The 24604-nt window shown below is 61.3% G+C and carries 21 protein-coding genes; 12 read left to right on the plus strand and 9 right to left on the minus strand.

Translation table 11 applies throughout. The annotated features are described in order from the left end of the window. Nucleotides 1–28 precede the first annotated feature (28 nt). The 8 genes from AWU82_RS13555 to lptD all read right to left on the minus strand — a co-directional run bounded on the left by AWU82_RS13555 (nucleotide 29) and on the right by lptD (nucleotide 9900). Nucleotides 29–1951, minus strand: a complete 1923-nt coding sequence (locus AWU82_RS13555; protein WP_011336211.1) for a PrkA family serine protein kinase — start codon at nucleotides 1949–1951, stop codon at nucleotides 29–31. Between the two features lie 296 nt (nucleotides 1952–2247). Next, nucleotides 2248–2577 (minus strand): thiosulfate sulfurtransferase GlpE, encoded by a 330-nt coding sequence (glpE, locus tag AWU82_RS13560; RefSeq protein WP_064380338.1) that lies wholly within the window; start codon nucleotides 2575–2577, stop codon nucleotides 2248–2250. Between the two features lie 33 nt (nucleotides 2578–2610). Further along, on the minus strand, nucleotides 2611–3492 hold the full coding sequence (locus AWU82_RS13565; RefSeq protein WP_064380339.1) for a symmetrical bis(5'-nucleosyl)-tetraphosphatase: 882 nt from the start codon (nucleotides 3490–3492) through the stop codon (nucleotides 2611–2613). After that, complete coding sequence (gene apaG, locus AWU82_RS13570; protein ID WP_064380341.1) at nucleotides 3492–3872, minus strand: Co2+/Mg2+ efflux facilitator ApaG/CorD; 381 nt, start codon at nucleotides 3870–3872, stop codon at nucleotides 3492–3494. Before apaG ends, AWU82_RS13565 begins: the two co-directional genes overlap by 1 nt. 116 nt (nucleotides 3873–3988) lie before the next feature. Continuing rightward, entirely contained in the window at nucleotides 3989–4807 is an 819-nt protein-coding gene (gene rsmA / locus AWU82_RS13575) for a 16S rRNA (adenine(1518)-N(6)/adenine(1519)-N(6))-dimethyltransferase RsmA (RefSeq protein ID WP_064380344.1), read from the minus strand. Then, the gene (gene pdxA / locus AWU82_RS13580; protein ID WP_064380346.1) at nucleotides 4804–5793 is read right to left on the minus strand and encodes a 4-hydroxythreonine-4-phosphate dehydrogenase PdxA; all 990 of its coding nucleotides are present in this window, start codon (nucleotides 5791–5793) and stop codon (nucleotides 4804–4806) included. The genes rsmA and pdxA overlap by 4 nt, the downstream gene beginning before the upstream one ends. Continuing rightward, on the minus strand, nucleotides 5790–7106 hold the full coding sequence (surA, locus tag AWU82_RS13585; protein ID WP_139831551.1) for a peptidylprolyl isomerase SurA: 1317 nt from the start codon (nucleotides 7104–7106) through the stop codon (nucleotides 5790–5792). Before surA ends, pdxA begins: the two co-directional genes overlap by 4 nt. Then, nucleotides 7087–9900 carry an LPS-assembly protein LptD gene (gene lptD, locus AWU82_RS13590; protein WP_064380348.1) on the minus strand — a complete coding sequence of 938 codons (2814 nt, stop codon included), beginning with the start codon at nucleotides 9898–9900 and terminating at the stop codon, nucleotides 7087–7089. Before lptD ends, surA begins: the two co-directional genes overlap by 20 nt. Nucleotides 9901–10030: 130 nt before the next feature. Between lptD and AWU82_RS13595 the strand changes: the two genes are divergently transcribed. From AWU82_RS13595 to AWU82_RS13605, 3 genes are read left to right on the plus strand one after another with little or no spacing between them, the layout of a single operon-like run. Beyond that, entirely contained in the window at nucleotides 10031–11050 is a 1020-nt protein-coding gene (locus tag AWU82_RS13595; protein WP_064380349.1) for an aminoglycoside phosphotransferase family protein, read from the plus strand. After that, nucleotides 11047–11718: an N-acetylmuramate alpha-1-phosphate uridylyltransferase MurU gene (gene murU / locus AWU82_RS13600; protein ID WP_064380350.1), complete on the plus strand. Its 672-nt coding sequence runs from the start codon at nucleotides 11047–11049 to the stop codon at nucleotides 11716–11718. The genes AWU82_RS13595 and murU overlap by 4 nt, the downstream gene beginning before the upstream one ends. Before the next feature lies 1 nt (nucleotide 11719). Then, on the plus strand, nucleotides 11720–12487 hold the full coding sequence (locus AWU82_RS13605) for a TerB family tellurite resistance protein (RefSeq protein ID WP_064380352.1): 768 nt from the start codon (nucleotides 11720–11722) through the stop codon (nucleotides 12485–12487). Between the two features lie 61 nt (nucleotides 12488–12548). On the opposite strand, the gene AWU82_RS13610 is transcribed toward AWU82_RS13605, so the two are convergent. Then, nucleotides 12549–13538, minus strand: coding sequence for an alpha/beta hydrolase family protein (locus AWU82_RS13610; protein ID WP_064380355.1), 990 nt, complete (start codon nucleotides 13536–13538; stop codon nucleotides 12549–12551). 73 nt (nucleotides 13539–13611) lie between these two features. Between AWU82_RS13610 and AWU82_RS13615 the strand changes: the two genes are divergently transcribed. The 9 genes from AWU82_RS13615 to AWU82_RS13655 all read left to right on the plus strand — a co-directional run bounded on the left by AWU82_RS13615 (nucleotide 13612) and on the right by AWU82_RS13655 (nucleotide 24534). Beyond that, nucleotides 13612–16008 (plus strand): PAS domain-containing sensor histidine kinase, encoded by a 2397-nt coding sequence (locus tag AWU82_RS13615; RefSeq protein WP_064380357.1) that lies wholly within the window; start codon nucleotides 13612–13614, stop codon nucleotides 16006–16008. Between the two features lie 100 nt (nucleotides 16009–16108). Continuing rightward, nucleotides 16109–16738 carry a response regulator gene (locus AWU82_RS13620; protein WP_007959929.1) on the plus strand — a complete coding sequence of 210 codons (630 nt, stop codon included), beginning with the start codon at nucleotides 16109–16111 and terminating at the stop codon, nucleotides 16736–16738. Between the two features lie 350 nt (nucleotides 16739–17088). Continuing rightward, nucleotides 17089–18213 (plus strand): ABC transporter ATP-binding protein, encoded by a 1125-nt coding sequence (locus AWU82_RS13625; RefSeq protein WP_007959931.1) that lies wholly within the window; start codon nucleotides 17089–17091, stop codon nucleotides 18211–18213. 48 nt (nucleotides 18214–18261) lie between these two features. Further along, a complete protein-coding gene (locus tag AWU82_RS13630) occupies nucleotides 18262–19305 on the plus strand; it encodes an ABC transporter substrate-binding protein (RefSeq protein ID WP_064380359.1) in 1044 nt (347 codons plus the stop codon). 197 nt (nucleotides 19306–19502) lie between these two features. Then, nucleotides 19503–20750 carry an ABC transporter permease gene (locus AWU82_RS13635; protein ID WP_064380362.1) on the plus strand — a complete coding sequence of 416 codons (1248 nt, stop codon included), beginning with the start codon at nucleotides 19503–19505 and terminating at the stop codon, nucleotides 20748–20750. Nucleotides 20751–20762: 12 nt separating this feature from the next. Continuing rightward, a complete protein-coding gene (locus tag AWU82_RS13640; protein WP_011336198.1) occupies nucleotides 20763–21587 on the plus strand; it encodes an ABC transporter permease in 825 nt (274 codons plus the stop codon). 194 nt (nucleotides 21588–21781) lie between these two features. Beyond that, nucleotides 21782–22930, plus strand: a complete 1149-nt coding sequence (locus AWU82_RS13645) for an iron-containing alcohol dehydrogenase (protein WP_064380364.1) — start codon at nucleotides 21782–21784, stop codon at nucleotides 22928–22930. 114 nt (nucleotides 22931–23044) lie between these two features. Then, on the plus strand, nucleotides 23045–23719 hold the full coding sequence (gene rpe / locus AWU82_RS13650; protein WP_003228808.1) for a ribulose-phosphate 3-epimerase: 675 nt from the start codon (nucleotides 23045–23047) through the stop codon (nucleotides 23717–23719). Continuing rightward, complete coding sequence (locus AWU82_RS13655) at nucleotides 23716–24534, plus strand: phosphoglycolate phosphatase (protein WP_064380366.1); 819 nt, start codon at nucleotides 23716–23718, stop codon at nucleotides 24532–24534. Before rpe ends, AWU82_RS13655 begins: the two co-directional genes overlap by 4 nt. The last annotated feature ends 70 nt before the right edge of the window (nucleotides 24535–24604 follow it).

A 24604-nucleotide genomic window follows, 5' to 3' on the forward strand; every position in this document is an offset into this window, starting at 1 on the left:
GACGACAACCGGTCTGACCGGTCGCGGTTTACTGTGATTTTCTGACCCGCAGATACCACTCGGAGAGCAGTCGTACCTGTTTGTCGGTGTAGCCGCGTTCGACCATTCGCGTAACGAAGTCGTTGTGTTTCTGCTGATCCTCTTTGCTGGCCTTGGCGTTGAAGCTGATGACTGGCAGCAGGTCCTCGGTGTTCGAGAACATTTTCTTCTCGATGACCACCCGCAGTTTTTCGTAGCTGAGCCAAGTCGGGTTCTTGCCGTTGTTGTTGGCCCGGGCGCGCAACACGAAGTTGACGATTTCGTTGCGGAAATCCTTCGGATTGCTGATGCCGGCCGGTTTCTCGATCTTTTCCAGCTCCTCGTTGAGGGCGACGCGATTGAGGATCTCGCCGGTTTCCGGATCGCGGTATTCCTGATCCTGAATCCAGAAGTCCGCATACAGCACGTAGCGGTCGAAGATGTTCTGGCCGTACTCGCTGTAAGACTCGAGGTAGGCGGTCTGGATCTCCTTGCCGATGAATTCGATATAACGCGGCGCCAGGTACTCTTTCAGGTAACGCAGATAGCGCTCGCGGGTTTCGGCCTGGAACTGTTCCTGTTCGATCTGCTGTTCCAGCACATAGAGCAGGTGTACCGGGTTGGCGGCAATTTCGTGCGGATCGAAGTTGAAGACCTTGGACAGAATCTTGAAAGCGAACCGGGTCGACAGACCGTTCATGCCTTCGTCGACGCCCGCCGCGTCGCGGTATTCCTGGATCGACTTGGCCTTCGGATCGGTGTCCTTGAGGTTTTCGCCGTCATACACGCGCATCTTCGAATAGATGTTGGAGTTTTCCGGCTCCTTCAGGCGTGACAGCACGGTGAACTGCGCCAGCATCTTCAGGGTATCCGGCGCGCAATGGGCCTTGGCCAGGGAGCTGTTGAACAACAGCTTGTCGTAGATCTTCACCTCGTCGCTGACCCGCAGGCAGTACGGCACCTTGACGATATAGATCCGGTCGATGAAGGCTTCGTTGTTCTTGTTGTTGCGGAAGGTGTGCCACTCCGATTCGTTGGAGTGAGCCAGCAGAATCCCGGTGAACGGAATCGCACCGAGGCCTTCGGTACTGTTGTAGTTGCCTTCCTGGGTCGCAGTCAGCAATGGGTGCAGCACCTTGATCGGTGCCTTGAACATTTCGACGAATTCCATCAAGCCCTGGTTGGCCCGGCACAGCGCACCGGAGTAGCTGTAGGCGTCGGCGTCGTTCTGCGGGAACTCTTCGAGTTTGCGGATATCGACCTTGCCCACCAGCGCGGAGATGTCCTGGTTGTTTTCGTCACCCGGTTCGGTCTTGGCCACGGCGATCTGGTTGAGGATCGACGGGTACAGCTTGACCACGCGGAACTGGCTGATGTCGCCGCCGAATTCGGCCAGGCGCTTGGTGGCCCATGGCGACATGATGGTGTTCAGGTAGCGCCGTGGAATGCCAAAGTCTTCTTCGAGGATCGCGCCATCTTCGGTGGCGTTGAACAGACCCAGTGGCGATTCGAATACCGGCGAGCCCTTGATGGCATAGAAGGGCACTTTTTCCATCAGTTGTTTCAGCTTCTCGGCCAGGGACGATTTACCGCCGCCGACAGGGCCGAGCAAGTAGAGGATCTGTTTCTTTTCTTCCAGGCCTTGGGCGGCATGGCGGAAATACGACACGATCTGGTCGATGCATTCTTCCATCCCGTGGAAGTCTTCAAAGGCCGGATAGCGGCGGATCACCTTGTTGGAAAAGATGCGCGACAGCCTCGAATTGGTCGAGGTGTCGAGCAGTTCCGGTTCGCCGATGGCCATTAACAGACGCTCGGCGGCGGAAACGTAGGCACTGCGATCCTTTTTGCACAGTTCCAGGTACTCCTGCAGGGAGAATTCTTCCTGGCGTGTGGACTCGAAGCGTTGTTGGAAGTGGCTAAAGATACTCATGACGTCACCTCGCTCGATACGTGGAGCCGACGCCGGATCACTCAGTCGATGCTGGCAGCAGCCGCGATGGCAGCTGTTGTTTACCCCCCAGAACCCTTCCGCGATCGACAATCGCGAAAGTCACTCCCGATGACCCGTGCGCCGGTGTACCGGCTCTCCCCTGTTTTGGATGGCCTGGGCTTAAGGATAGTTGGGAATTCGGGAGGTAAAGGCGAGATACGTAATTAGTTGTGGCAGACCGTTCGTCTGCCACCGCGCGAGCCCACGGGAGCCGGGGCTTGCGCGTTACAAAAAAATTATTCGGCGGTGCCTTGCGCGGTTTCCGAAGGAAAAGTCGTACGCCACAGTTCGAAGCCGCCGTCCATGCTGTAGACGTCGGAAAAGCCCTGGCTCACGAGATACGCGGCGGCACCCTGGCTCGAGTTGCCGTGGTAGCAGACCACGACGGTGGGGGCATCGAGGTCGGCGCCCTGGATGAAAGCATGCAGGGAATGATTGTCCAGATGCTTCGAGCCGCTGATGTGCAGTGCGGCAAATGTTGCCGGGTCACGGACGTCGACGACCACGGCGCCTTGCTCGCGCAGGGCCTGGGCCTGTTCCGGGGGGATACGTTTGAATTCGCTCATGGCGGGCTCCTGTGGCTCGGCTGAAAACGCAGTCTAGCGCGGGGCGCTGACGGGAGAGGATTCGGTGATCAGTGGTGCGACGGTGGGCAGTACGGCCCCATGTTCGTCGCATTTGCATGAAAGTCGTTCGCCGCTGTCGACATTCATCAGGGTCAGGCTTCCGCCCCAGACGCAACCGGTGTCGAGGGCTGCAATACCCGGCTCGTGGACGATGCCTTCCAGTGCCGCCCAGTGGCCGAAAATGATCCGCAGGCCACGGGTCTTGCGTTCCTTGTGCTGGAACCAGGGTTTGTAGCCCGGTGGCGCGGTGTCGAGGCCTTCCTTGCTCTTGAGGTCGAGCTTGCCTTCGGCGGTGCAGAAACGCATGCGGGTGAAATAATTGGTGATTACCCGCAGGCGTGTCACGCCTTTGAGGTCGCTGTCCCATTTCGCCGGCTCGTTGCCGTACATACCGTCGAGGAAGGGTGGAAGCAGGTTGTCATCACGCAACGCGGCCTCGACTTCGGCGGCGTATTTGAGCGCTTTGCGCAGCGACCATTGCGGCGGGATGCCCGCGTGCACCATGGCCACTTCACGTTGTTCGTCGTAGTGCATGAGTTTCTGCTGGCGCAGCCACTCCATCAGTTCGGCGCAGTCGGGCGCTTCAAGAATTTCACGCAGCGTGTCGGACTTCTTCATGCGCTCGATGTTCTTCGCCGCTGCCAGCAAGTGCAGGTCATGGTTGCCGAGCACGCAGACCAGCGAGTCGCGCATGCCATAAAGAAAGCGCAGGGTTTCCAGTGACTGCGGGCCTCGGTTGACCAGATCGCCGACCAGCCACAGGCGATCCAGGGTCGGGTCGAACGCGACCTGCTTGAGCAGGCACTTGAGCGGTTCGAGGCAGCCTTGCAGGTCGCCGACGGCATACGTCGCCATCAGTGCAGGGCTCCGGGAACGGCGAGGCGGAAGGGCTTGATGATCGCATCGAAATGCTTGCCGTCGTCGGCGACCATTTCGTAAGTGCCTTGCATGGTGCCGACCTTGGTAGTCATGACCGTGCCGCTGCTGTAGGTGTGGCTTTTTCCAGCGCCGATCAACGGTTGCTGGCCGACCACGCCGGCGCCGCGCACTTCTTCGACATGCCCGTCGCCATCGGTGATGACCCAGTGGCGCGACATCAGGCGGGCCGGCTGCTCGCCATTGTTCTGCACGGTGATGGTGTAGGCGAAGGCAAAGCGCTCGTGCTCGGGTTGCGATTGGTCTGCCAGATAGTGGGTAACGACACTGACATCGACCTGGTAGCGAGGATCGGACATGCAAAAGGCCTTAAAAACGAAGCGGGACGCGGGGCGTAGCTGATTGGGATTCAGTCTAGGCAAGTATCGGGCAGTAGACCAGAGTTGGCATCCTGCCCGATAGCGATCATTGCCGGTCAGTCGGCTTCAGGTGCTTTCGCCGGCTGTTCGGCGAGCTTGTCGGCCAGACGTACGAACGCGGCCAGATCGAGTTGCTCGGGGCGCAGGCTGCCATCGACGCCGGCGGCTTCGATTTCGGCATTGCTCAGCAACTGCTTGAGGGTGTTGCGCAGGGTCTTGCGGCGCTGGTTGAAGGCTTCACGCACCACACGCTCGAGCAGGCGATGATCCTTGGCCGGATGCGGCAGCACCGCGTGCGGTACCAGGCGGACGATCGCCGAGTCGACTTTCGGCGGCGGATTGAATGCGCCCGGGCCGACGTTGAACAGGTGCTCGACCCGGCAGTGGTACTGAACCATGATCGACAGACGGCCCCAGTCACCGCCACCGGGACCGGCGGCCAGACGCTCGACCACTTCCTTCTGCAGCATGAAGTGCATGTCGCGAATGATGCCGGCGTTGTTCAGCAGGTGGAAAATCAGCGGCGTGGAGATGTTGTACGGCAGGTTGCCGACCACGCGCAGGCTATTCGGCGCAGCGTTCAGGGTATTGAAGTCGAACTTCAGCGCATCGCCCTGATGCAGATTGAAGTTGCTCTTGCCGGCAAACTGCTGGTTGAGGATCGGGATCAGGTCCTTGTCCAGCTCCACCACATCCAGCTCTGCCCCTGAGTTGAGGATGCCGGCGGTCAGTGCGCCCTGGCCCGGCCCGATTTCCAGCATGCGGTCGCCGGCCTTGGCATTGATGGAGCGCAGGATGCGGTCGATGACGCCGGCATCGTGCAGGAAGTTCTGGCCAAAGCGTTTGCGCGCCTTGTGTTGGTATTGCTCGGTCATAAACGGGTCTCGGCCATCTGGTAGGCGGTTTCCAGGGCGACTTGCAGGCTGCCGGTGTCGATCCTGCCGCTGCCGGCCAGATCCAGGGCGGTGCCATGGTCGACCGAGGTGCGGATGATCGGCAGGCCCAGGGTCACGTTGACTGCAGCGCCGAAGCCTTTGTACTTCAGCACGGGCAGACCCTGGTCGTGGTACATCGCCAGCACTGCGTCACAGTGCTCCAGATATTTGGGGGTAAACAGAGTGTCGGCAGGCAGCGGGCCACGAAGGTCCATGCCCTCGCCGCGCAGGCGCTCCAATGTGGGTTCGATGATGTCGATTTCTTCATGGCCCAGGTGTCCGCCTTCGCCGGCGTGCGGGTTGAGTCCGCAGACCAGGATACGCGGTTGGGCGATGCCGAATTTTTGTTGCAGGTCGGCGCGCAGAATCCGCGTGACCCGTTCCAGGCGCTCCGGCGTGATCGCATCGGCAATGTCGCGCAAGGGCAGGTGAGTGGTGACCAGCGCCACGCGCAAACCGCGGGTGGCGAGCATCATCACCACTTGGGCGGTGTGGGTCAGGTCGGCGAGAAACTCGGTGTGACCGGAAAACGCGATGCCCGATTCGTTGATCACGCCTTTGTGCACAGGCGCGGTGATCATCCCGGCGAAGTCGCCGTTCAGACAGCCATTGCCGGCTCGGGTCAGGGTTTCGAGGACGAATGCGGCGTTGGCCTTGTCCAGTTGCCCGGCGACCACGGGGGCGCTGAGCGGGGTGTCCCAGACGTACAGGCTGTTGGCGGGCGCGGGAGCGTCCGGCCAGTTGTCAGGCGCAACTTCCAGCAAGCTGACAGCCAGCCCCAGCTGCGCGGCCCGCTCTTGGAGCAGGTCGCGGCTGGTGATGGCAATCAGGGGGTGTGGCTGGGCTTGCGAGGCGAGCAGCAGGCACAGGTCGGGACCGATGCCGGCCGGTTCGCCGGGTGTCAGCGCGAAACGCTTGGGTTTCACTGCGCTGCCTGGTCTGCACCAGGGAGTTTGATCTCTACGTACGCTTCGTCACGGATCTGACGCAGCCAGGTTTGCAGCTCTTCGTCGTATTTGCGGTTACGCAGTACGGTCATCGCTTGCTGCTCACGGGCCTGTTCGGTGCTGTCGGTGGCGCGACGGCCAAGGACTTCCAGAACGTGCCAGCCGTACTGGGTCTGGAACGGCTTGGACAGCTGACCCTGCGGGGACTTGGCCATCACGGCGCGGAATTCCGGTACCAGTGCGTTCGGGTCGATCCAGTTCAGGTCGCCGCCGTTGAGCGCAGAGCCCGGGTCTTCCGAATACTTCTTGGCCAGTTCGGCGAAATCTTCACCGGCTTCGATGCGGTTATAGAGCGACTGAGCCAGTTCCTTGGTCTTGGCTTCGTCGCGAACCGGACTCGGCTTGACCAGGATGTGGCGCACATGCACTTCGTCGCGCATCTGGCTTTCGCCACCACGCTTTTCCAGCAGCTTCAGGATGATGAAACCGCCCGGAGTGCGTGCCGGTGGAGTGATGTCGCCCGGTGTCATGCTGCTCAGTTCACGGTCGAATGGCGGGGGCAGTTGAGCAGCTTTGCGCCAGCCCATGTCGCCGCCTTCCAGCGCGTTGTCACTGGCAGAGTTGGCCACGGCCATTTGGCCGAAGTCAGCGCCTTGCTTGAGCTGCTGGTAAACCTCCATCGCCTTGCGTGCAGCACTCTGAATCGCTTCGGAGTTGGCGCTTTCCGGGGTCGGAATCAGGATGTTGGCCAGGTGCAGTTCTTCGGACAGTTGCATCTTGCCCAGGTCGGAGGCGAGGAAGTTCTTCACTTCCTGTTCCGAGACCTGAATACGTTCGGCCACACGACGCTGGCGTACACGGCTGATGATCATTTCGCGGCGGATCTGCTCGCGAGCGTCTTCATAGGAGAGGCCGTCACGGGACAGGGCGATGCGGAACTGCTCCGGGGTCATGTTGTTGCGCTGGGCAATGGTGCCCACAGCCTGGTTCAGTTCCTCATCGGTGATACGGATGCCGGAACGTTCGCCGATCTGCAATTGCAGGTTTTCGACGATCAGGCGTTCGAGCACCTGTTGATCCAGTACGCCCGGAGGCGGCAGACCGCCGCCACGCTTGGCGATGGTTTGCTGAACTTCGTGGACGCGTTGATCCAGCTGGCTCTGCATGACCACGTCGTTGTCGACGATGGCCACAACCTTATCGATGGACTGCACCGCGGCGTTGGCCGCGGTACCCAGGAACAGCGCGCCCAGCATCAGCGGGCGCAGACAATCAGAAAGCTTGGTCTTCACGTTGACGATAACCTTGGATGCCTTTGTCGAGGAAGCTCTCTACCTTGGCGCCAGTGAGGCCGCCGAGTCCCTTCAGAACAATTTGGAGGAAGACGCCGTGGTCGCCTTTTTCGTTTTCCGGGGCGTTCTGACTGAATTCGTCATAGCTGACCCAGTAACGGTTGATCAGGCGCAGTTTCCAGCAGCAGTTGTCATATTCGAAACCACCGAAGGCTTCCAGCGTGCGATTGCGGTTGTAGTCGTACTGCCAGCGGCTGATCGCGCTCCACTGCGGAACGATCGGCCAGATGACCGAGAAGTCATGCTGCTGGATCTTGTAGTAGTCCTTCACGTAGCCAGGCTGGCCAGGGGTGCCGTAATCACCACCGCCCACCGACCATTTACCGGTGTTCTGGTCGTAACGAACCTGGTCGTTGCGATAGCGATAACCGACGTTGACCACCTTGTTCGGGTTGTCTTCAGGCTGGTAATGGAACATCGCGCTGCCGGAACGCGGGCTGCGGCTGTCCGGATCCCAGTTGTAATCGGCAGTGGTGCGCCAGTCGCGGTTCCAGCGGTATTCATATTCCAGTGCGTAAGGCGAAACATTGGAATGCGCGTCGTCGCGGGTCTTTGGATCAATGCCCGGCAACTGGACTTCGCGATCCTTGAAGTAGAGAGCCTGGCCGATGCTGATGCGTTGACGCTCGAAACCGTCTTCCTCGATCCAGCGGTTGGTGACACCCAGCGACAGCTTGTTTTCATCGCCGACACGGTCGGAGCCGGAGAACCGGTTGTCACGGAAAAGCGATGCGTAGTTGAAGGTGTACTCACCGGTATCGAACACCGGAATGTCTTCCTGGTTTTCCTCAGGTACATAGAGGTAGAACAGGCGTGGTTCCAGGGTCTGGCGATAGTTCTTGCCGAACCAGGAGGTGTCGCGGTCGAAATACAGGCCGCTGTCGACACTGAAGATCGGGACGCCGCGGTTCTGGTTACGGCTGTAACTACCGTTGATGAAGTCGGTACCCGTTGCAGCGGCGAAGGCCTGCTGTTGGGCGATCTGGTTCTTGCCGGTACCGTCCAGATCGAGGTCGTACTGGGTGTACTGATATTTCAGAGATGGCTTCAGGAAGCCATATGTCCAGTCCAGAGGCAGGCTGACACCTGGTTTGAGGTTCAAACGGTTACCGTTGGCGCGAGCCAGACCGGTTACGTTGTTGTCCAGACGCAGTTCGGATGTGCCGTCTTCGTTGATGAAATTGCCATTTTTCAGATCGCGTTCGAAACGTACGATTTCGGTCTCGTAATCGAAGTCCAGGCCTTGCGGGTGATACGGCAGCTGACCATTGAAGGTGATCTGCGGCAGACGGTCATAAGGTGTGATGTTCGATACGGTCGCCAGCTGGTACGCCTGGGCGTTCAAGCGGGCGGTGTAGCTGTCGCCACGATAGGTGACCGAGCCCTGCTGGTTCACGTAGTCGGCGCTTTTCACGCCGATCTGGTCGGTCTGCAGATCCTGGAAGTAATAAGGATCGCTGATCTTGGTGTAGTCCACCTGGGTGAACACGCGGGAGTCGAGACCACCCTTGTGTTGCCAGTTGTACATGTAGCGAGTCTTGTCGTAGTCGGTCTGGCCCTTGCGTTCGTCGTCCTCGTCGTTGAGGTACGCCGCGCCGAACTGGCCTTCGCTCGACTTGGTCAGGTAGCGGAACTCGCCTTCCATCAGCATGCCGCGCTTGCTCATGTAGCGCGGATACAACGTGGCATCGTAGTTCGGTGCCAGGTTGAAGTAGTACGGGGTGACCAGCATGAAGCCGGTGTCGCTGCCGGAGCCGATGGTCGGCGGCAGGAAACCCGACTGACGACGATCGTCGATCGGGAAGTAGATGTACGGCGTGTACAGAACCGGAATGTCCTTGACCCGCAGCGTCACGTTGGTCGCGGTACCGAAACCGGTGGCAGGGTTCAGGGTGATGTTGTTGCCCTTGAGCTGCCAGGCGTTGCTGTTCGGTTCGCACGTGGTGTACGTGCCGTCCTTCAGACGGATGATCGCGTTTTCGGCACGCTTGGCGTACAGCGCGTTACCGCGGATGCGCGACTTGTGCATCACGTATTCGGCGTTGTCGACCTTGGCTTCGCCAGTGTCCAGCTGCACATCGGCGTGGTCGCCGACGATCAGCGCGCCGTTGTCGCGAATGCGCACGTTGCCCGCCAGTTCGCCACGGCTTTCGGCCTGATACAGGTTGGCCTCGTCGGCTTCGACCTGCATGCTGCCCTGACGCATGACCACGTCACCGGCCAGACTCGCGACCTGCGAATCCTGCTGATAACGCGATGCCTTGGCACCGATGAAGGTCGGGGCGTCACTTTTATTCGTCTTGTCATTCATGCCAGGACGAATCGGTTCGATATAGGAACCAGAGCAGTAAGGACCGGTCTCGGCCAGTTGGGCGGCGGTGAGCTTCTCGCGCGGAACCCAGTCGAGGTGACTGTAGTCTTCGCTACGGGATTTCAGGCCACGGCCCTTGGACTCGGTAACCAGTACCGGCTTGGGCCCGGACTCCGCAGTGGAGCCGCTCTCGGCCGGGACTTCGCCAGCGGCGCTGACGGCACTGCCGTCATGCACGGGACGCGGCGGCAAGGCAGCGGCCGGCGTCTTCGGTGAGCAGGCCCAGCCACCCGTTGCCGAGGCGGCGCAGTCATACTGCTCGGCGGCAACAACGAATGAACTGGCCAGAGGTTGCATAGCCAGCAGACTGCCGGTTACCAACAACGGAAATTTTTTACGAAACGCGGGGGATTTCAATGCCATCTTATTAGTCCGGGCTTCCTGCGTGCCATCTGCCCGCGGTGTGGGCCGCACGCCTCTCGATGGTCTGAAAAAGATGCTGGATAATAAAGCATGACCCGCTTGACGGCTAGCGCCGTCGGAGACCCTTGCAATGCCTGATCAAGATGTACGCTTGCAACACCTGAAAGTTTGGCTCGATGAACAGTTGGCAACCCTTTTTGCAGATCAGGGCTGGGGAGCCGTACCCCCGGCCACGTTGACCGCAGCCAGCAGCGACGCGAGTTTCCGCCGGTATTTCCGCTGGGAAGGCGCCGGTCGCAGTTTCGTCGTGATGGACGCGCCGCCACCTCAGGAAAACTGCAAACCGTTCGTGGATATCGCCTTTTTGCTGGCGAAATCCGGTATCAACGTGCCGAAAATTTATGCCGAGGACCTCGAACGCGGGTTTCTTTTGCTCAATGACCTGGGCAACAAGACCTATCTGGACGTGATCGACAGCGAAAATGCCGACGCGTTATTCAGCGATGCCTTGCAAGCGCTGCTGGCTTTTCAGCAGCTGCCGATGGTGGCACCGCTGCCTAGCTATGACGTCGCCTTGTTACGCCGCGAGCTGGAGCTGTTCCCCGAGTGGTACGTAAAACGCGAATTGGGCGTCGAGTTCGATGCCACTCAACAGCAGCAGTGGCAAAAGGTCAGTGAACTGCTGATCGACAGCGCCCTGGCCCAGCCGAAAGTACTGGTGCACCGCGACTACATGCCGCGCAACCTGATGCTCAGCGAGCCGAATCCCGGCGTGCTGGATTTCCAGGACGCTGTGTACGGCCCGGTGACCTACGACGTGACCTGCCTGTTCAAGGACGCCTTCCTCAGCTGGCCTGAACAGCGTGTGCGCGGCTGGCTGGAAAGCTACTGGCAGCAGGCGTCGGCACTGAACATCCCGGTGCAGCCGGACTTCGAAGAGTTTCTGCGCGCCAGCGATCTGATGGGCGTGCAGCGCCATCTGAAAGTCATCGGCATCTTCGCCCGCATCTGCCATCGCGACGGCAAGCCGCGTTACCTCGGTGATGTGCCGCGTTTCTTCTCTTATATAGAAGCGGTCATCGCTCGCCGTCCCGAGCTGGCGGATCTGCAGGCACTGCTCGCCAGCCTGCGTGGTGGAGTGACGGCATGAAGGCAATGATTCTGGCGGCCGGCAAAGGCGAGCGCATGCGCCCGCTGACCCTGACCACCCCCAAACCGCTGGTGCAAGCCGGTGGCGTGCCGCTGATTGAATACCACCTGCGCGCCCTGGCCGGCGCCGGTTTCGATGAGATCGTGATCAACCATGCCTGGCTCGGACAGCAGATCGAAGATCATCTGGGCGATGGTTCGCGGTTCGGCGTGTCGATCCAGTACTCGCCGGAGGGTGAGCCACTGGAGACCGGCGGCGGCATTTTCCGCGCCTTGCCGCTGTTGGGCGACGACGCGTTTCTGGTGGTCAACGGTGACATCTGGACCGATTACGACTTCAGCGTGCTGCATCAGCCGATCACCGGCCTGGCGCATCTGGTGCTGGCGGACAACCCGGCCCATCACCCGACAGGGGATTTCACCCTGACCGACGGCCAGGTGCGTGATGGCCAGGCCGACGCGGCGACCCTGACCTACAGCGGCATCGCCGTACTGCATCCGCAGTTGTTCGACGGCTGCACCGACGGTGCCTTCAAACTGGCGCCGCTGTTGCGTAAAGCCATGGCGGACGGGCAGGTGACCGGCGAGCGGTTGAAAGGTCACTGGGTCGATGTCGGTACGCACGAGCGTCTGGCCGAAGCTGAAGCCTTGATAGAAGCGAGTCGCTGATATGTTGTGGCCAGGGACTCTGATTGGAGCCGGAGCGGGTTTTGCTATCGCCAGCATTCCGGGGGCCATGCTTGGGGCTTTGTTGGGGCAGGCGCTGGATCGGCGCCTGCATTTGCAGAGCTGGGGGCATTTGCGGGAAAAACTCGGCGGCCGGCCGATGCTGCGCAACGACGAATTGTTGTTCGTGTTGCTCGGGCGCCTGGCCAAGAGCGACGGGCGGGTCACGGATGGTCACATCCAGCAGGCGCGGCAGGAGATGCGCTCGCTGGAAATGAGCGAACCGGCACAGCGCCGGGCGATTGCCGCGTTCAATCGCGGCAAGTCCGGCAACGACAATCTGCGCGGTTATCTGCGTCGCTTGAGCACTCAACCCCACGCGGCCGAAGGCGTGTTGCGCGCCTGCTGGCGAATGGTCTGGGCCGATGGCCGGGCCGGCGTCAGCGAGCGAGAATTGCTGGCGCAGTGGGGCAAGTGGCTGGGCTGGACGACCCATCAGATCCAGGCGCTGGCGGCGGACTACGAGCCGCACAAGCGTCCGATCGTCAGCGCGGCGGTGAGCTATCAGGAGGCGATGCGCCTGCTCGGTGTCTCAGCCACCAGCGAACCGGCGCAGATCAAACGTGCCTATCGACGCCTGCTCAGCCGGCATCACCCGGACAAGGTCGCCGGGACGGGTGCCACGCCGGCGCAGGTGCGTGAGGCCACCGAGAGGACCCGCGAATTGCACAATGCCTACACGTTGATTCGCGAACGGCGGGATTTTCGTTAGGCATAAAAAATCGCAGCGTCGGGCTGCGATTTTTTTGTCTGCGTTTTGACGGTCCGGACTTTTAGTCCGGGCTCTGCGGATTCAGCCAGCCACGCACCCGGCGGAACAATTGCTCCTGTTCGGCCTTGTTGTCCGGCAAGGCCTTGAGTGCGACCTGACTGAACGCGGACGTCTTCAGTCGCTTGCTCGCCTGCATGCGCTCCAGTGCCGCGTTGCGGTCCAGCGGTTTATCCATGTAGAAAATATCCGCGGTCGGCAGTTTCAGGGTCGGTGTCAGTTCCACCAGTTCCGGTTTGGCCTTGGCCGGGGTCTGCGCGGCCACCAGCATCAGCTTCTCGACCTGCGAGCTCTGTCTCTCGCTCATGTAGCGAGCGGCCCAGTAAGCGCCGGTGCCATGGCCGAGGACGACGATACTGCGCGCGCTCTGTTGTTCGGCGTAGGCCAGCGCGGCGTCGATGCGGGCGAAAATTCGCTCGGCGTCGGCCTTGGACTGTTCCTCGGTGGATTCAGCAACGACCTTGTCGGCCACATCGGCTTCGCCACCGGCGGCTTGTTCGATCGGCTCGGCGGTGGTCGAATCCTTGCTGCCCGGGTCGGCGGCTTTTGGTGCGGCGGGGGTTTCGGCCACGCGCGGTGCAATGGCATCGCTTTGCAGATCGGGCAGGGTGATACTCAGGCTGCTCCACTCGACGTCCGGCAACTTGCGGCGCAACGGGCCGATCGCCTGGGGCCAGTCGGCGGTTTCGCCGGCACCGGGGATGAGGATTACCGCGCCTTTGGGTTCGGCGGTGTTGGCCGGTTTCCACAGGGCGAGGAAGGTGTCGCTGCCGGCTTGCAGTTGCTGTTGTTCCTGGGCCGGAACCTTGCGTTCGAGTGCCGCGGCTTCTTCCTGACTACGCTCAAGCAGTGGCTGGCGTTCGACCGGTTTTTCTTCGGCGGCTTTTTCTGCGGCGGGGGCAAGTGCCGGATCCGCGGCTTCGACGGAAAACGCACAAGGCAGGATCAGCGACAGGCACAATGCTGGCATTGCCAGGCGATAGACAGGGGGCATCGGTTATTCCAGGCCAGAAGTTATCCCGGCAGCCTAATGGGTTGGTCAGAATTTGTCAGTATATGAGACTTCAATGATGCGTTTTTGCTGCCTGTGGGTTATCGGCTGTCTGGCGTTTCCCTTGATGGGCTGGGCGGCGCCTGCGCCACCGAGTCACCTCGCGCGGTTGTCGGCGAGCGAACAACAGTGGCTCGCACAGCACAACGAATTGCGTGTCGGTCTGGTGCTGCAGGCGCCGTACGCGCAATACGACCGGCGCTTGCAGCGGCTGTCGGGGGCCAACGTCGAAGTGATGAAAGCGTTGGCGAGGGCGCTGAATGTCGAGCTGAACTGGCGCAACTTTCAGGATCTGGCCCAACTCGAGGCCGCTGCCCGGGACGGCGAAATCGACATCGCACCGGGCCTGACCCAAACCCCGGGCGGCCTGCGTCTGTGGCAGTTTTCCGACCCGTACATGCGCGTGCCGCAACTGGTGGTCAGCGACCAGAAGGGCAGCGCGACCGTGGAGCTGGAAAAACTCGACAGCCAGACCCGAGTCGCCGTGCGCATGCCCGGCGTCACCGCCGATTACCTGCGCAGCAACTATCCCCACCTGAATCTGCAAGGCGTGCCGATGGAGCGTCAGGCGCTGCAACTGTTGCTGAGTCAGCAGGCGTCCTACGCGGTGGTCGATGAGGCGCAGCTCGGTCGGCTGTCGGTGGAACCGGAGTTTGCCGGGCTGGTGGTGGTCGGTGACATCGGTTTGCCGCAACTGCTGCGCATCGGCACCCGTCGTGACTGGCCGGAGCTGGCCGGAATCGTCGAGAACGCCCTGCGCGCAATCCCGGCCAAGGATCTGGAGCGCCTGCATGCGCAATGGCTGCAACCCAAATATCCACGGCTCTCCGAATCACCGGGCTTCTGGCAGAACCTGAGTCTTTTGTTCGCGGTGCTGCTGCTCAGTTGCGTGGCCATCGTGTTCTGGCAACGCCGCCAGCAACGCAGTCTTGAGCAACGCTTGTTCGACGCCCGCGAAGACATCGCCCTGCGCGCCGCCAGCGAAGAGGCCCTGCGTCTGACCCAGTTTTCCATCGATCAGAGCACCGTCGGCATTCTCTGGGTCAACTGGGACAGCCATGTGCGCTACGCCAACCGTGCGGCAGAAAACATGCTCGGTTATCCACAGGGCGCCATCATCGACCGGCCGTTGATCGACTTCGAACCGGGCCTGCACATGGATCGCTGGCTCAATCTGTGGAAACGCGCGCGGGCCAGCGAAGAAGGTCCGCTGAGTTTTGAAACCAACTGTGTGCGCGCCGATGGCAGTGTGCTGCCGGCCGACGTGTCGCTGAGCTTCCTGCGGTTTCGCGATGGCGAGTACCTGGTGGTTTACCTCACCGATGTCACCGAACGCCGTCGTGCCCTGGCCGCGTTGCAGGAAAGCGAGGCGCGGCTGCAAGGCATCGCGGCCAATGTGCCGGGGTTGGTGTTCCGTCTCGAGCGCGCACCGGTGACCGGGCAAATCGACTTTGCCTACATCAGCGAGGGCAGCGAAAGTCTGGTCGGCTACGCGCCGGCCGCCATCGCCCATCGCGACATGGGCCTGCGCAGTCTGGTGCATCCGGATGACCGGGCCGGCTATCACCAGACCCAGGATCAGGCGCTGGACACCGACAGCGATTGGTCGTGGCAGGGCCGGATTGTTACGCGCCAGGGCGAGCAGCGCTGGGCCGAGATCAAGGCCATCACCCGTCAACTGGAGGGCGGCTCCTATGTCTGGGACGGCATTGTCTGGGACATCACCGAAAGTAAACGCATCGAACTGGAGCTGGCGGCCTCCCGTGAACAATTGCGCGAATTGTCGGCGCATCTTGAAAGCGTGCGGGAAGAGGAAAAGGCGCGCATTGCCCGCGAGGTTCACGATGAGCTGGGGCAGATGCTGACGGTGCTGAAACTGGAGACGTCGATGTGCGAACTGGCCTACGCGCAACTCGACCCTGGCCTGAACGAGCGGCTGAACAGCATGAAGCGCCTGATCGCCCAGTTGTTCCAGTTGGTGCGCGATGTGGCGACGGCGTTGCGCCCGCCGATTCTCGATGCCGGGATCGCCTCGGCCATCGAGTGGCAGGCGCGGCGGTTCGAGGCGCGCACGCAGATTCCGTGTCTGGTGCAGGTGCCGGACAACCTTGCACCGCTTAGCGACGCCAAGGCCATCGGCCTGTTCCGCATTCTTCAGGAAGCGCTGACCAACGTCATGCGCCATGCCCAGGCGCATACTGTAGAACTGACGCTGGCGCAGGAAGGCGACGAATTGTGTCTGACGGTCAGCGATGATGGCGTAGGATTTGTCGCCGCTGCGGGCAGGCCGACATCCTTTGGGCTGGTGGGCATGCGCGAGCGGGTGTTGATCATGGGCGGGCGGTTGATGCTTGAAAGTGAACCGGGGGATGGCACTCGTCTGGTGGTGTGGGTACCGGTGGATGAGGTCTGATGATTTTGCGGTGTCTGGACTGACGCCTTCGTGGGTAAGTCGAATCGTCGCACCGCAGCTCCCACAGGGATTTGTGTTTGCCTGAATCTGGAGAAGAAAAGTGATCCGTGTACTGGTAGCCGAAGACCACACCATCGTTCGCGAAGGCATCAAGCAATTGATCGGCCTGGCCAAGGATCTGCAAGTGGTGGGGGAGGCGAGCAATGGCGAGCAGTTGCTGGAAACTCTGCGCAACGTGCCCTGTGAAGTAGTGCTGCTGGATATCTCGATGCCTGGCGTCAACGGGCTCGAAGCGATTCCGCGGATCCGCGCGCTGAACCATCCTCCGGCGATTCTGGTGCTGTCGATGCATGACGAAGCACAGATGGCCGCCCGGGCGCTGAAGGTCGGCGCCGCCGGTTATGCGACCAAGGACAGCGATCCGGCGCTGCTGCTGACGGCCATTCGCAAAGTGGCGGCAGGCGGGCGCTACATCGACCCGGAGCTGGCCGACCGAATGGTGTTCGAAGTCGGCCTGACCGATGCGCGGCCGCTGCACTCGTTGCTGTCGGAGCGCGAGTTCTCGGTGTTCGAACGGCTGGCGCAAGGCGCCAACGTTAACGACATCGCCCAGCAATTGGCCCTGAGCAGCAAGACCATCAGCACCCACAAGGCGCGGCTGATGCAGAAGCTCAACATCACTTCGCTCGCCGAGCTGGTGAAGTACGCGATGGAACACAAGCTCCTCTGAACCACACCTCTATCCACTGTGGGAGCGAGCTTGCTCGCGAAGAGGCCGTGTCAGACAGAAAAGATGGCGACTGACACATCGCTTTCGCGAGCAAGCTCGCTCCCACAGGTTTCTTCATTGATCCTGCGATATTGGGCATATCTGTCAGCGACACGCGCTTTTGCTTGTTCTTGCGGCTTGCAGCTCAACATTCGCCACTGCTCTGTCTATTAGCGCCATCCTTGTAGGGCAATCCCTACCCCCGGCCTTCCATCCGGCTGAGGCGATTCTCTCCTGCGCCCCGATTTGCGGGACTGCAAGCAGCCACTAGGCTTAATCCCACAGCAGTCATCAATAACAAAGGTGTGGGTATGAGCCAGGTCGAATCAAACGCAGGGGCCAGTGATGTGCTGGTCAGCTTTCGTGGAGTGCAGAAGAGCTACGACGGCGAGAACCTGATCGTCAAAGACCTCAACCTGGACATCCGCAAGGGCGAATTCCTCACCTTGCTCGGGCCGTCCGGCTCCGGCAAGACCACCAGCCTGATGATGCTCGCCGGTTTTGAAACCCCGACCGCCGGTGAAATCCTCCTGGCCGGGCGGGCGATCAATAACGTGCCGCCGCACAAGCGTGACATCGGCATGGTGTTCCAGAACTACGCGTTGTTCCCGCACATGACCGTCGCCGAGAACCTCGCGTTTCCGCTGACCGTGCGCGGCCTGAACAAGAGCGACGTCAGCGACAAGGTCAAGAAAGTCCTGAGCATGGTCCAGCTTGATGCGTTCGCATCGCGTTATCCGGCGCAATTGTCCGGCGGTCAGCAACAACGTGTGGCTTTGGCCCGCGCGCTGGTGTTCGAACCGCAGCTGGTGCTGATGGACGAACCGCTCGGCGCTCTCGACAAGCAACTGCGCGAACACATGCAGATGGAAATCAAACACCTGCACCAGCGCCTTGGCGTAACCGTGGTCTACGTGACCCACGACCAGGGCGAAGCCCTGACCATGTCTGACCGCGTTGCCGTGTTCCATCAGGGCGAAATCCAGCAGATCGCCCCGCCGCGCACCCTCTACGAAGAACCGAAAAACACCTTCGTCGCCAACTTCATCGGCGAGAACAACCGCCTCAACGGTCGCCTGCTCAGCCAGAACGGCGAGCGCTGCGTGGTCGAGCTGGGGCGCGGGGAAAAGGTCGAGGCGCTGGCGGTCAACATCGGCCAGACCGGCGAACCGGTCACCCTGTCGATCCGCCCCGAGCGCGTCAGCCTCAACGGTTCGAGCGACCAATGCGTCAACCGCTTCTCCGGGCGGGTGGCCGAATTCATCTATCTGGGCGACCACGTCCGGGTGCGCCTGGAAGTCTGTGGCAAGACCGACTTCTTCGTGAAACAACCGATTGCCGAGCTCGATCCAGCGCTCGCGGTCGGTGACGTGGTTCCGCTTGGCTGGCAGGTCGAGCACGTTCGCGCGCTCGATCCTCTTCTAGAGGCGCACTGAAACGCCCCGCAATACCAACACCAACCCTGCACGTGGAGAGAACAATAAATGTTGAGATCCCTGAAGTTCACAGCCCTGACCCTGGGCCTGATGGGTGCGGCAAGCGCAATGGCCGCTGGGCCGGATCTGACCGTGGTGTCGTTTGGCGGGGCGAACAAGGCGGCGCAAGTCAAAGCCTTCTACGCGCCTTGGGAAGCAGCGGGCAACGGCAAGATCGTCGCCGGCGAGTACAACGGTGAGATGGCCAAGGTCAAAGCCATGGTCGACACCAAAAGCGTGTCCTGGGATCTGGTAGAGGTTGAATCGCCGGAGCTGTCCCGTGGCTGCGACGAAGACATGTTCGAACAACTCGATCCTGCGCTGTTCGGCAAATCCGAAGACTACGTCAAAGGCGCGATCCAGCCATGCGGCGTGGGCTTCTTCGTGTGGTCGACCGTGCTGGCCTACAACGCCGACAAACTGAAAACCGCACCGACCAGCTGGGCGGATTTCTGGGACACCAAAAAATTCCCGGGCAAACGTGGCCTGCGCAAAGGCGCCAAGTACACCCTCGAATTCGCACTGATGGCCGACGGCGTTGCGCCGAAAGACGTCTACAAGGAACTGGCCAGCAAGAACGGCCAGGATCGCGCGTTCAAGAAACTGGATGAGCTGAAACCGAACATCCAGTGGTGGGAAGCCGGCGCCCAGCCGCCGCAATACCTCGCTTCCGGTGACGTGGTCATGAGCTCGGCCTACAACGGTCGTATCGCTGCCGTGCAGAAAGAATCCAACCTGAAGGTGGTGTGGAACGGCGGTATCTACGACTTCGACGCCTGGGCCATTCCGAAAGGCCTGGACGCCAAGCGTGCTGAAGCGGCGAAGAAATTCATCGCGTTCTCGGTACAGCCGCAACAGCAGAAGACCTACTCGGAAAACATCGCCTATGGCCCGGCCAACTCTCAGGCAGTGCCTTTGCTGGACAAGGCGATCCTGAAAGACATGCCGACCACCCCGGAAAACATCGCCAACCAGGTGCAGATCGACGTCAGCTTCTGGGCTGACAACGGCGAGCAACTGGAGCAGCGCTTCAATTCCTGGGCTGCGAAGTAACCACGTCACACGGGCCGACGGCTACCGGATGATCGTTCCCACGCTCTGCGTGGGAATGCCGCCCGGGACGCTCCGCGTCCCTGTGACGCAGAGCGTCACTGAATGCGTTCCCACGCAGAGCGTGGGAACGATCAGTACCCCAAGTTCGAGGCGGTATTCGCCGCTTTTGTAACGATCAAAGATTTGCGGAGTACGTCATGGCCATCGCCGTTCCCCTGAACGAGGGCAACAGCCCCACCTTGAAGCAGCGGCTCAAGCACGCCGAGCGGGTCAACCGCTGGAAGGCCCAGGCGCTGATCGCGCCGCTGGTGCTGTTTCTGTTGCTGGTGTTCCTGGTGCCGATCGTGGCGCTGCTCTATAAAAGCGTCGGCAACCCGGAAGTGGTTGGCGGCATGCCGCGCACCGTAACCGCGATTGCTGCGTGGGACGGCCGAGGCCTGCCCGCCGAACCGGTCTATAAAGCCGCCAGCGAAGACCTCGCCGAAGCGCGGAAAAACCAGACCCTGGGCGATCTGTCCAAGCGCCTGAACATGGAGTTGGCCGGCTACCGCAGCCTGCTGACCAAAACCGCCCGCTCGCTGCCATTCGCCAGCGAACCGGCCTCTTATAAAGAAGCGCTGGAGGGCCTCGACGAGCGTTGGGGCGATCCGGCCTACTGGCAAGCGGTGAAGCGCAACACCAGCAGCATCACCCCGTTCTATCTGCTGGCGGCGGTGGATCATCGCATCGACGACCTCGGCGAAATTGCTCCGGCGACCCCGGATCAGGCGATCTACCTCGACATCTTCGCCCGGACCTTCTGGATGGGCCTGATCATCACCGTGATCTGCCTGGTGCTGGCCTATCCGCTGGCGTACCTGCTGGCCAATCTGCCTTCGCGTCAAAGCAACCTGCTGATGATTCTGGTGCTGCTGCCGTTCTGGACCTCGATTCTGGTGCGAGTCGCCGCGTGGATCGTGTTGCTGCAATCCGGCGGATTGATCAACAGCGCATTGATAGCGATGGGCATCATCGATAAACCGCTGGAGCTGGTGTTCAACCGCACCGGGGTTTACATCTCGATGGTGCACATCCTGCTGCCGTTCATGATCCTGCCGATCTACAGCGTGATGAAAGGCATCTCGCCGACCTACATGCGTGCTGCGATTTCCCTGGGTTGCCATCCGTTCGCCAGTTTCTGGCGGGTGTACTTCCCGCAGACCTACGCCGGTGTCGGCGCCGGTTGCCTGTTGGTGTTCATCCTCGCCATTGGCTACTACATCACCCCGGCGCTGCTGGGCAGCCCGAACGATCAGATGGTCAGCTACTTCGTCGCGTTCTACACCAACACCAGCATCAACTGGGGCATGGCCACCGCACTGGGCGGGCTGTTGCTGCTGGCGACCGTGGTGCTTTATCTGATCTACAGCTGGCTGGTGGGCGCCAGTCGCCTGCGCCTGAGCTAAGGGGAATTTGAAATGCTGAGTCCTTATATGTCGCCCGTCGAGCGGGTGTGGTTCTACAGCTTGCGGATCCTCTGCGGCTTGATCCTGTTGTTTCTGATCCTGCCGGTGCTGGTGATCGTGCCGCTGTCGTTCAACTCGGGCAGTTTTCTGGTGTACCCGCTGCAAGGCTTTTCGCTGCACTGGTATCAGGATTTCTTCGCTTCGGCGGAATGGATGCGTTCGTTGAAGAACAGCATCATCGTCGCCCCGGCGGCGACGGTACTGGCAATGGTGTTCGGCACGCTGGCGGCCATCGGTCTGACTCGTGGCGACTTCCCCGGCAAGCCGCTGGTGATGGCGCTGGTGATTTCGCCGATGGTGGTGCCGGTGGTGATCATCGGTGTGGCCAGTTACCTGTTCTTTGCGCCGCTGGGCCTGGGCAACAGTTTCTTCTCGCTGATCGTGGTGCACGCGGTGCTGGGTGTGCCGTTCGTGATCATCACGGTGTCGGCGACACTGCAGGGGTTCAACCATAATCTGGTGCGGGCGGCGGCCAGCCTTGGTGCTTCGCCACTGACCACGTTCCGTCGGGTGACCTTGCCGCTGATTGCACCGGGGGTGATTTCCGGTGCGCTGTTTGCCTTTGCGACCTCGTTCGATGAGGTGGTGGTGACGCTGTTTCTCGCAGGTCCCGAGCAGGCGACGTTGCCACGGCAGATGTTCAGCGGGATTCGCGAGAACCTGAGCCCGACGATTGCGGCGGCTGCGACGTTGTTGATTGCCTTCTCGGTGATTCTGTTGCTGACGCTGGAGTGGTTGCGTGGGCGGAGTGAGAAGCTGCGCACCGCTCAGGTCTGAACCCAGCTCGATATTGTTCCCTCGCTCCTCGTTCCAGCTCCCGAATGGAACGCGGAGCGTCCCGGGCTGCATTCCCACGCGGAGCGTGGGAACGATCAGTGTGCGGGTTGCCATTCATGCGCTGAATGACAGACAACCCGAATTCCCCAGCTACGCTTGTGCTCAGCTCCCACATCTATAAGAGGCTGCGCACGATGAGTCTTTCCTCGTTCAAGATTGCTCACAAACTGATCACCGGCGCCGGGGCCATCGAGCAACTGGCGGCCGAGCTCACGCGGCTGGATATCGACAACCCGCTGATTGTCACCGATGCCGCGCTGGTCAAGTCCGGCACGGTGGGGCTGGCGCTGGCACAGATCGGCGAGCGCGAGTACGAAATTTTCGACCGCGTGTTGCCCGATCCGGAAATCGCCATCGTCGAGGACTGCATGCGTGTCTACCGCGAAGGCGGGCATGACGGGCTGATAGGCCTCGGTGGCGGCAGTGCCATCGACATCGCCAAGAGCGTTGCGGCGTACGCCGGTTATCACGGCGCACTGGAGGATCTGTTCGGCGTCGATCAGGTGCCGCGCAAGGGCCCGCCGCTGATCGCCATTCCGACCACCGCCGGCACGGGTTCCGAAGTGACCAACGTGGCGATTCTTTCGGACAAGGTCGCCCAACTGAAGAAAGGCATCGTCAGCGATTACCTGTTGCCGGACGTGGCGCTGGTCAGTCCGCAGATGACCCTGACCTGCCCGCGCAGTGTCACCGCCGCCAGTGGCGTCGATGCGCTGGTGCATGCCATCGAATCCTATCTGTCACTGAATGCCTCGCCGATCACCGATTCGCTGGCCATCGGCGCAATCAAGTTGATCGCCCGGTCATTGCCCAAGGCCTACGCCAACCCGTCCAACCTGCAAGCCCGGGAAGACATGGCTACCGCCAGCCTGATGGCCGGCATGGCGTTCGGTAATGCCGGGGTCGGCGCGGTGCATGCGCTGGCGTATCCGCTGGGCGGGCGATTCAACATTGCTCACGGCGTCAGCAATGCGTTGCTGCTGCCGTATGTCATGACCTGGAACAAGATGGCCTGCGTCGAGCGGATGCAGGATATTGCCGAAGCCATGGGAGTGAAGACCGCTCATCTGAGTCTCAATGAAGCCGCCGATAGCGCCGTCGCGGCGATGACCGAACTGTGCGCGGCGGTGGAAATCCCGCTGGGTCTGCGCAGTTTCGGCGTGCCCGAAGAAGCGATCCCGGCCATGGCCGTGGAGGCCGCGGGAATCGAGCGCCTGATGCGCAACAACCCGCGCAAGCTCAGCGCCGCCGACATCGAGAAGATCTACCGGGCGGCGTACTGAGAACCCGCCGGTCATCGGTCATGGCACAACCCAATCATCGCGGTCACGGTGCGCGCGCGGAAACTTGAGGTATACAATGCGCGCCATCGTGATTTAGCTCAGAAAAGGTGCGTCATGCAGCCCTTCGTTATTGCTCCGTCGATTCTTTCCGCCGACTTCGCCCGCCTGGGCGAGGAAGTGGACAACGTTCTGGCCGCCGGTGCCGACTTCGTTCACTTCGATGTCATGGACAACCACTACGTGCCGAACCTGACCATCGGCCCGATGGTCTGCGCAGCGCTGCGCAAGTACGGCATCACCGCGCCGATCGACGCGCACCTGATGGTCAGCCCGGTGGATCGCATCGTCGGCGACTTCATCGAGGCCGGGGCCACCTACATCACCTTCCACCCGGAAGCCACGCTGCACGTCGATCGTTCGCTGCAACTGATCCGTGAAGGCGGCTGCAAATCCGGCCTGGTGTTCAACCCGGCGACCCCGCTGGACGTGCTCAAGTACGTGATCGACAAGGTCGACATGGTCTTGCTGATGAGCGTCAACCCGGGCTTCGGCGGGCAGAAATTCATCCCCGGCACCCTCGACAAGCTGCGTGAAGCCCGCGCGATCATCGATGCCTCGGGCCGTGACATCCGCCTGGAAATCGACGGCGGCGTCAACGTCAACAACATCCGCGAAATCGCCGCTGCCGGTGCCGACACCTTTGTCGCCGGTTCGGCGATCTTCAATGCGCCGAACTATCAGGAAGTCATCGACAAGATGCGTTCCGAACTGGCGCTGGCTCGCCCATGAGCGGTTTTGAGCAGCTGTTCCCGGGGCAACTGCCGCGGTTGGTGATGTTCGATCTGGATGGCACGCTGATCGATTCGGTACCCGACCTGGCGGCGGCGGTGGATAACATGCTGCTCTCCCTCGGGCGCAAGCCTGCCGGTATCGAGTCGGTGCGCGAGTGGGTCGGCAACGGTGCGCCGGTGCTGGTGCGCCGCGCCTTGGCCGGCGGCATCGACCATTCCTCCGTGGATGACGTCGAAGCCGAGCACGCGCTGGAAGTTTTCATGGAGGCCTACGGCGCCAGCCATGAGCTGACCGTGGTCTATCCCGGCGTGCGCGACACCCTGAAATGGCTGCACAAGCAGGGCGTGGCCATGGCGCTGATCACCAACAAGCCGGAGCGCTTCGTCGCGCCGCTGCTGGATCAGATGAAGATCGGCCGCTACTTCAAGTGGATCATCGGCGGCGATACCCTGCCGCAGAAGAAGCCTGACCCGGCGGCGCTGTTCTTCGTCATGAAGATGTCCGGCATTCCCGCCTCGCAATCGCTGTTCGTCGGCGATTCGCGCAGCGACGTGCTGGCGGCGAAAGCGGCGGGGGTCAAATGTGTCGGGCTGAGTTATGGCTACAACCATGGCCGACCGATTGCCGAGGAATCCCCGGCGCTGGTGATCGACGATCTGCGCAAGCTAATTCCCGGTTGCCTGGATACGGCCGCTGAGATAACGTTGCCCGACGCTGCTCAATCCCCTTCTGGAAACGCCATCGTGGTGGTCACCCGCAAACTCTGGATGAAAGTCATCAAGGCCCTGGCCCGCTGGCGTTGGCGCGCCTGACTTGTTCCTGGCCGGCCTGCCGGCGCGTTTGCACACCTGACTGATTTGCACCTCACACCACGAGGCACCC

This window comes from Pseudomonas glycinae, assembly GCF_001594225.2.
GTDB classification, from domain to species: domain Bacteria; phylum Pseudomonadota; class Gammaproteobacteria; order Pseudomonadales; family Pseudomonadaceae; genus Aquipseudomonas; species Aquipseudomonas glycinae.

Excerpts from the sequence above, each read along its gene's own strand:
- AWU82_RS13555 (WP_011336211.1), bottom strand. The coding sequence starts at position 1,951 with ATGAGTATCTTTAGCCACTTCCAACAACGCTTCGAGTCCACACGCCAG.
- glpE (WP_064380338.1), bottom strand. The coding sequence starts at position 2,577 with ATGAGCGAATTCAAACGTATCCCCCCGGAACAGGCCCAGGCCCTGCGC.
- AWU82_RS13565 (WP_064380339.1), bottom strand. The coding sequence starts at position 3,492 with ATGGCGACGTATGCCGTCGGCGACCTGCAAGGCTGCCTCGAACCGCTC.
- apaG (WP_064380341.1), bottom strand. The coding sequence starts at position 3,872 with ATGTCCGATCCTCGCTACCAGGTCGATGTCAGTGTCGTTACCCACTAT.
- rsmA (WP_064380344.1), bottom strand. The coding sequence starts at position 4,807 with ATGACCGAGCAATACCAACACAAGGCGCGCAAACGCTTTGGCCAGAAC.
- lptD (WP_064380348.1), bottom strand. The coding sequence starts at position 9,900 with ATGGCATTGAAATCCCCCGCGTTTCGTAAAAAATTTCCGTTGTTGGTA.
- AWU82_RS13595 (WP_064380349.1), top strand. The coding sequence starts at position 10,031 with ATGCCTGATCAAGATGTACGCTTGCAACACCTGAAAGTTTGGCTCGAT.
- murU (WP_064380350.1), top strand. The coding sequence starts at position 11,047 with ATGAAGGCAATGATTCTGGCGGCCGGCAAAGGCGAGCGCATGCGCCCG.
- AWU82_RS13605 (WP_064380352.1), top strand. The coding sequence starts at position 11,720 with ATGTTGTGGCCAGGGACTCTGATTGGAGCCGGAGCGGGTTTTGCTATC.
- AWU82_RS13610 (WP_064380355.1), bottom strand. The coding sequence starts at position 13,538 with ATGCCCCCTGTCTATCGCCTGGCAATGCCAGCATTGTGCCTGTCGCTG.
- AWU82_RS13615 (WP_064380357.1), top strand. The coding sequence starts at position 13,612 with ATGATGCGTTTTTGCTGCCTGTGGGTTATCGGCTGTCTGGCGTTTCCC.
- AWU82_RS13625 (WP_007959931.1), top strand. The coding sequence starts at position 17,089 with ATGAGCCAGGTCGAATCAAACGCAGGGGCCAGTGATGTGCTGGTCAGC.
- AWU82_RS13630 (WP_064380359.1), top strand. The coding sequence starts at position 18,262 with ATGTTGAGATCCCTGAAGTTCACAGCCCTGACCCTGGGCCTGATGGGT.
- AWU82_RS13635 (WP_064380362.1), top strand. The coding sequence starts at position 19,503 with ATGGCCATCGCCGTTCCCCTGAACGAGGGCAACAGCCCCACCTTGAAG.
- AWU82_RS13640 (WP_011336198.1), top strand. The coding sequence starts at position 20,763 with ATGCTGAGTCCTTATATGTCGCCCGTCGAGCGGGTGTGGTTCTACAGC.
- AWU82_RS13645 (WP_064380364.1), top strand. The coding sequence starts at position 21,782 with ATGAGTCTTTCCTCGTTCAAGATTGCTCACAAACTGATCACCGGCGCC.
- rpe (WP_003228808.1), top strand. The coding sequence starts at position 23,045 with ATGCAGCCCTTCGTTATTGCTCCGTCGATTCTTTCCGCCGACTTCGCC.
- AWU82_RS13655 (WP_064380366.1), top strand. The coding sequence starts at position 23,716 with ATGAGCGGTTTTGAGCAGCTGTTCCCGGGGCAACTGCCGCGGTTGGTG.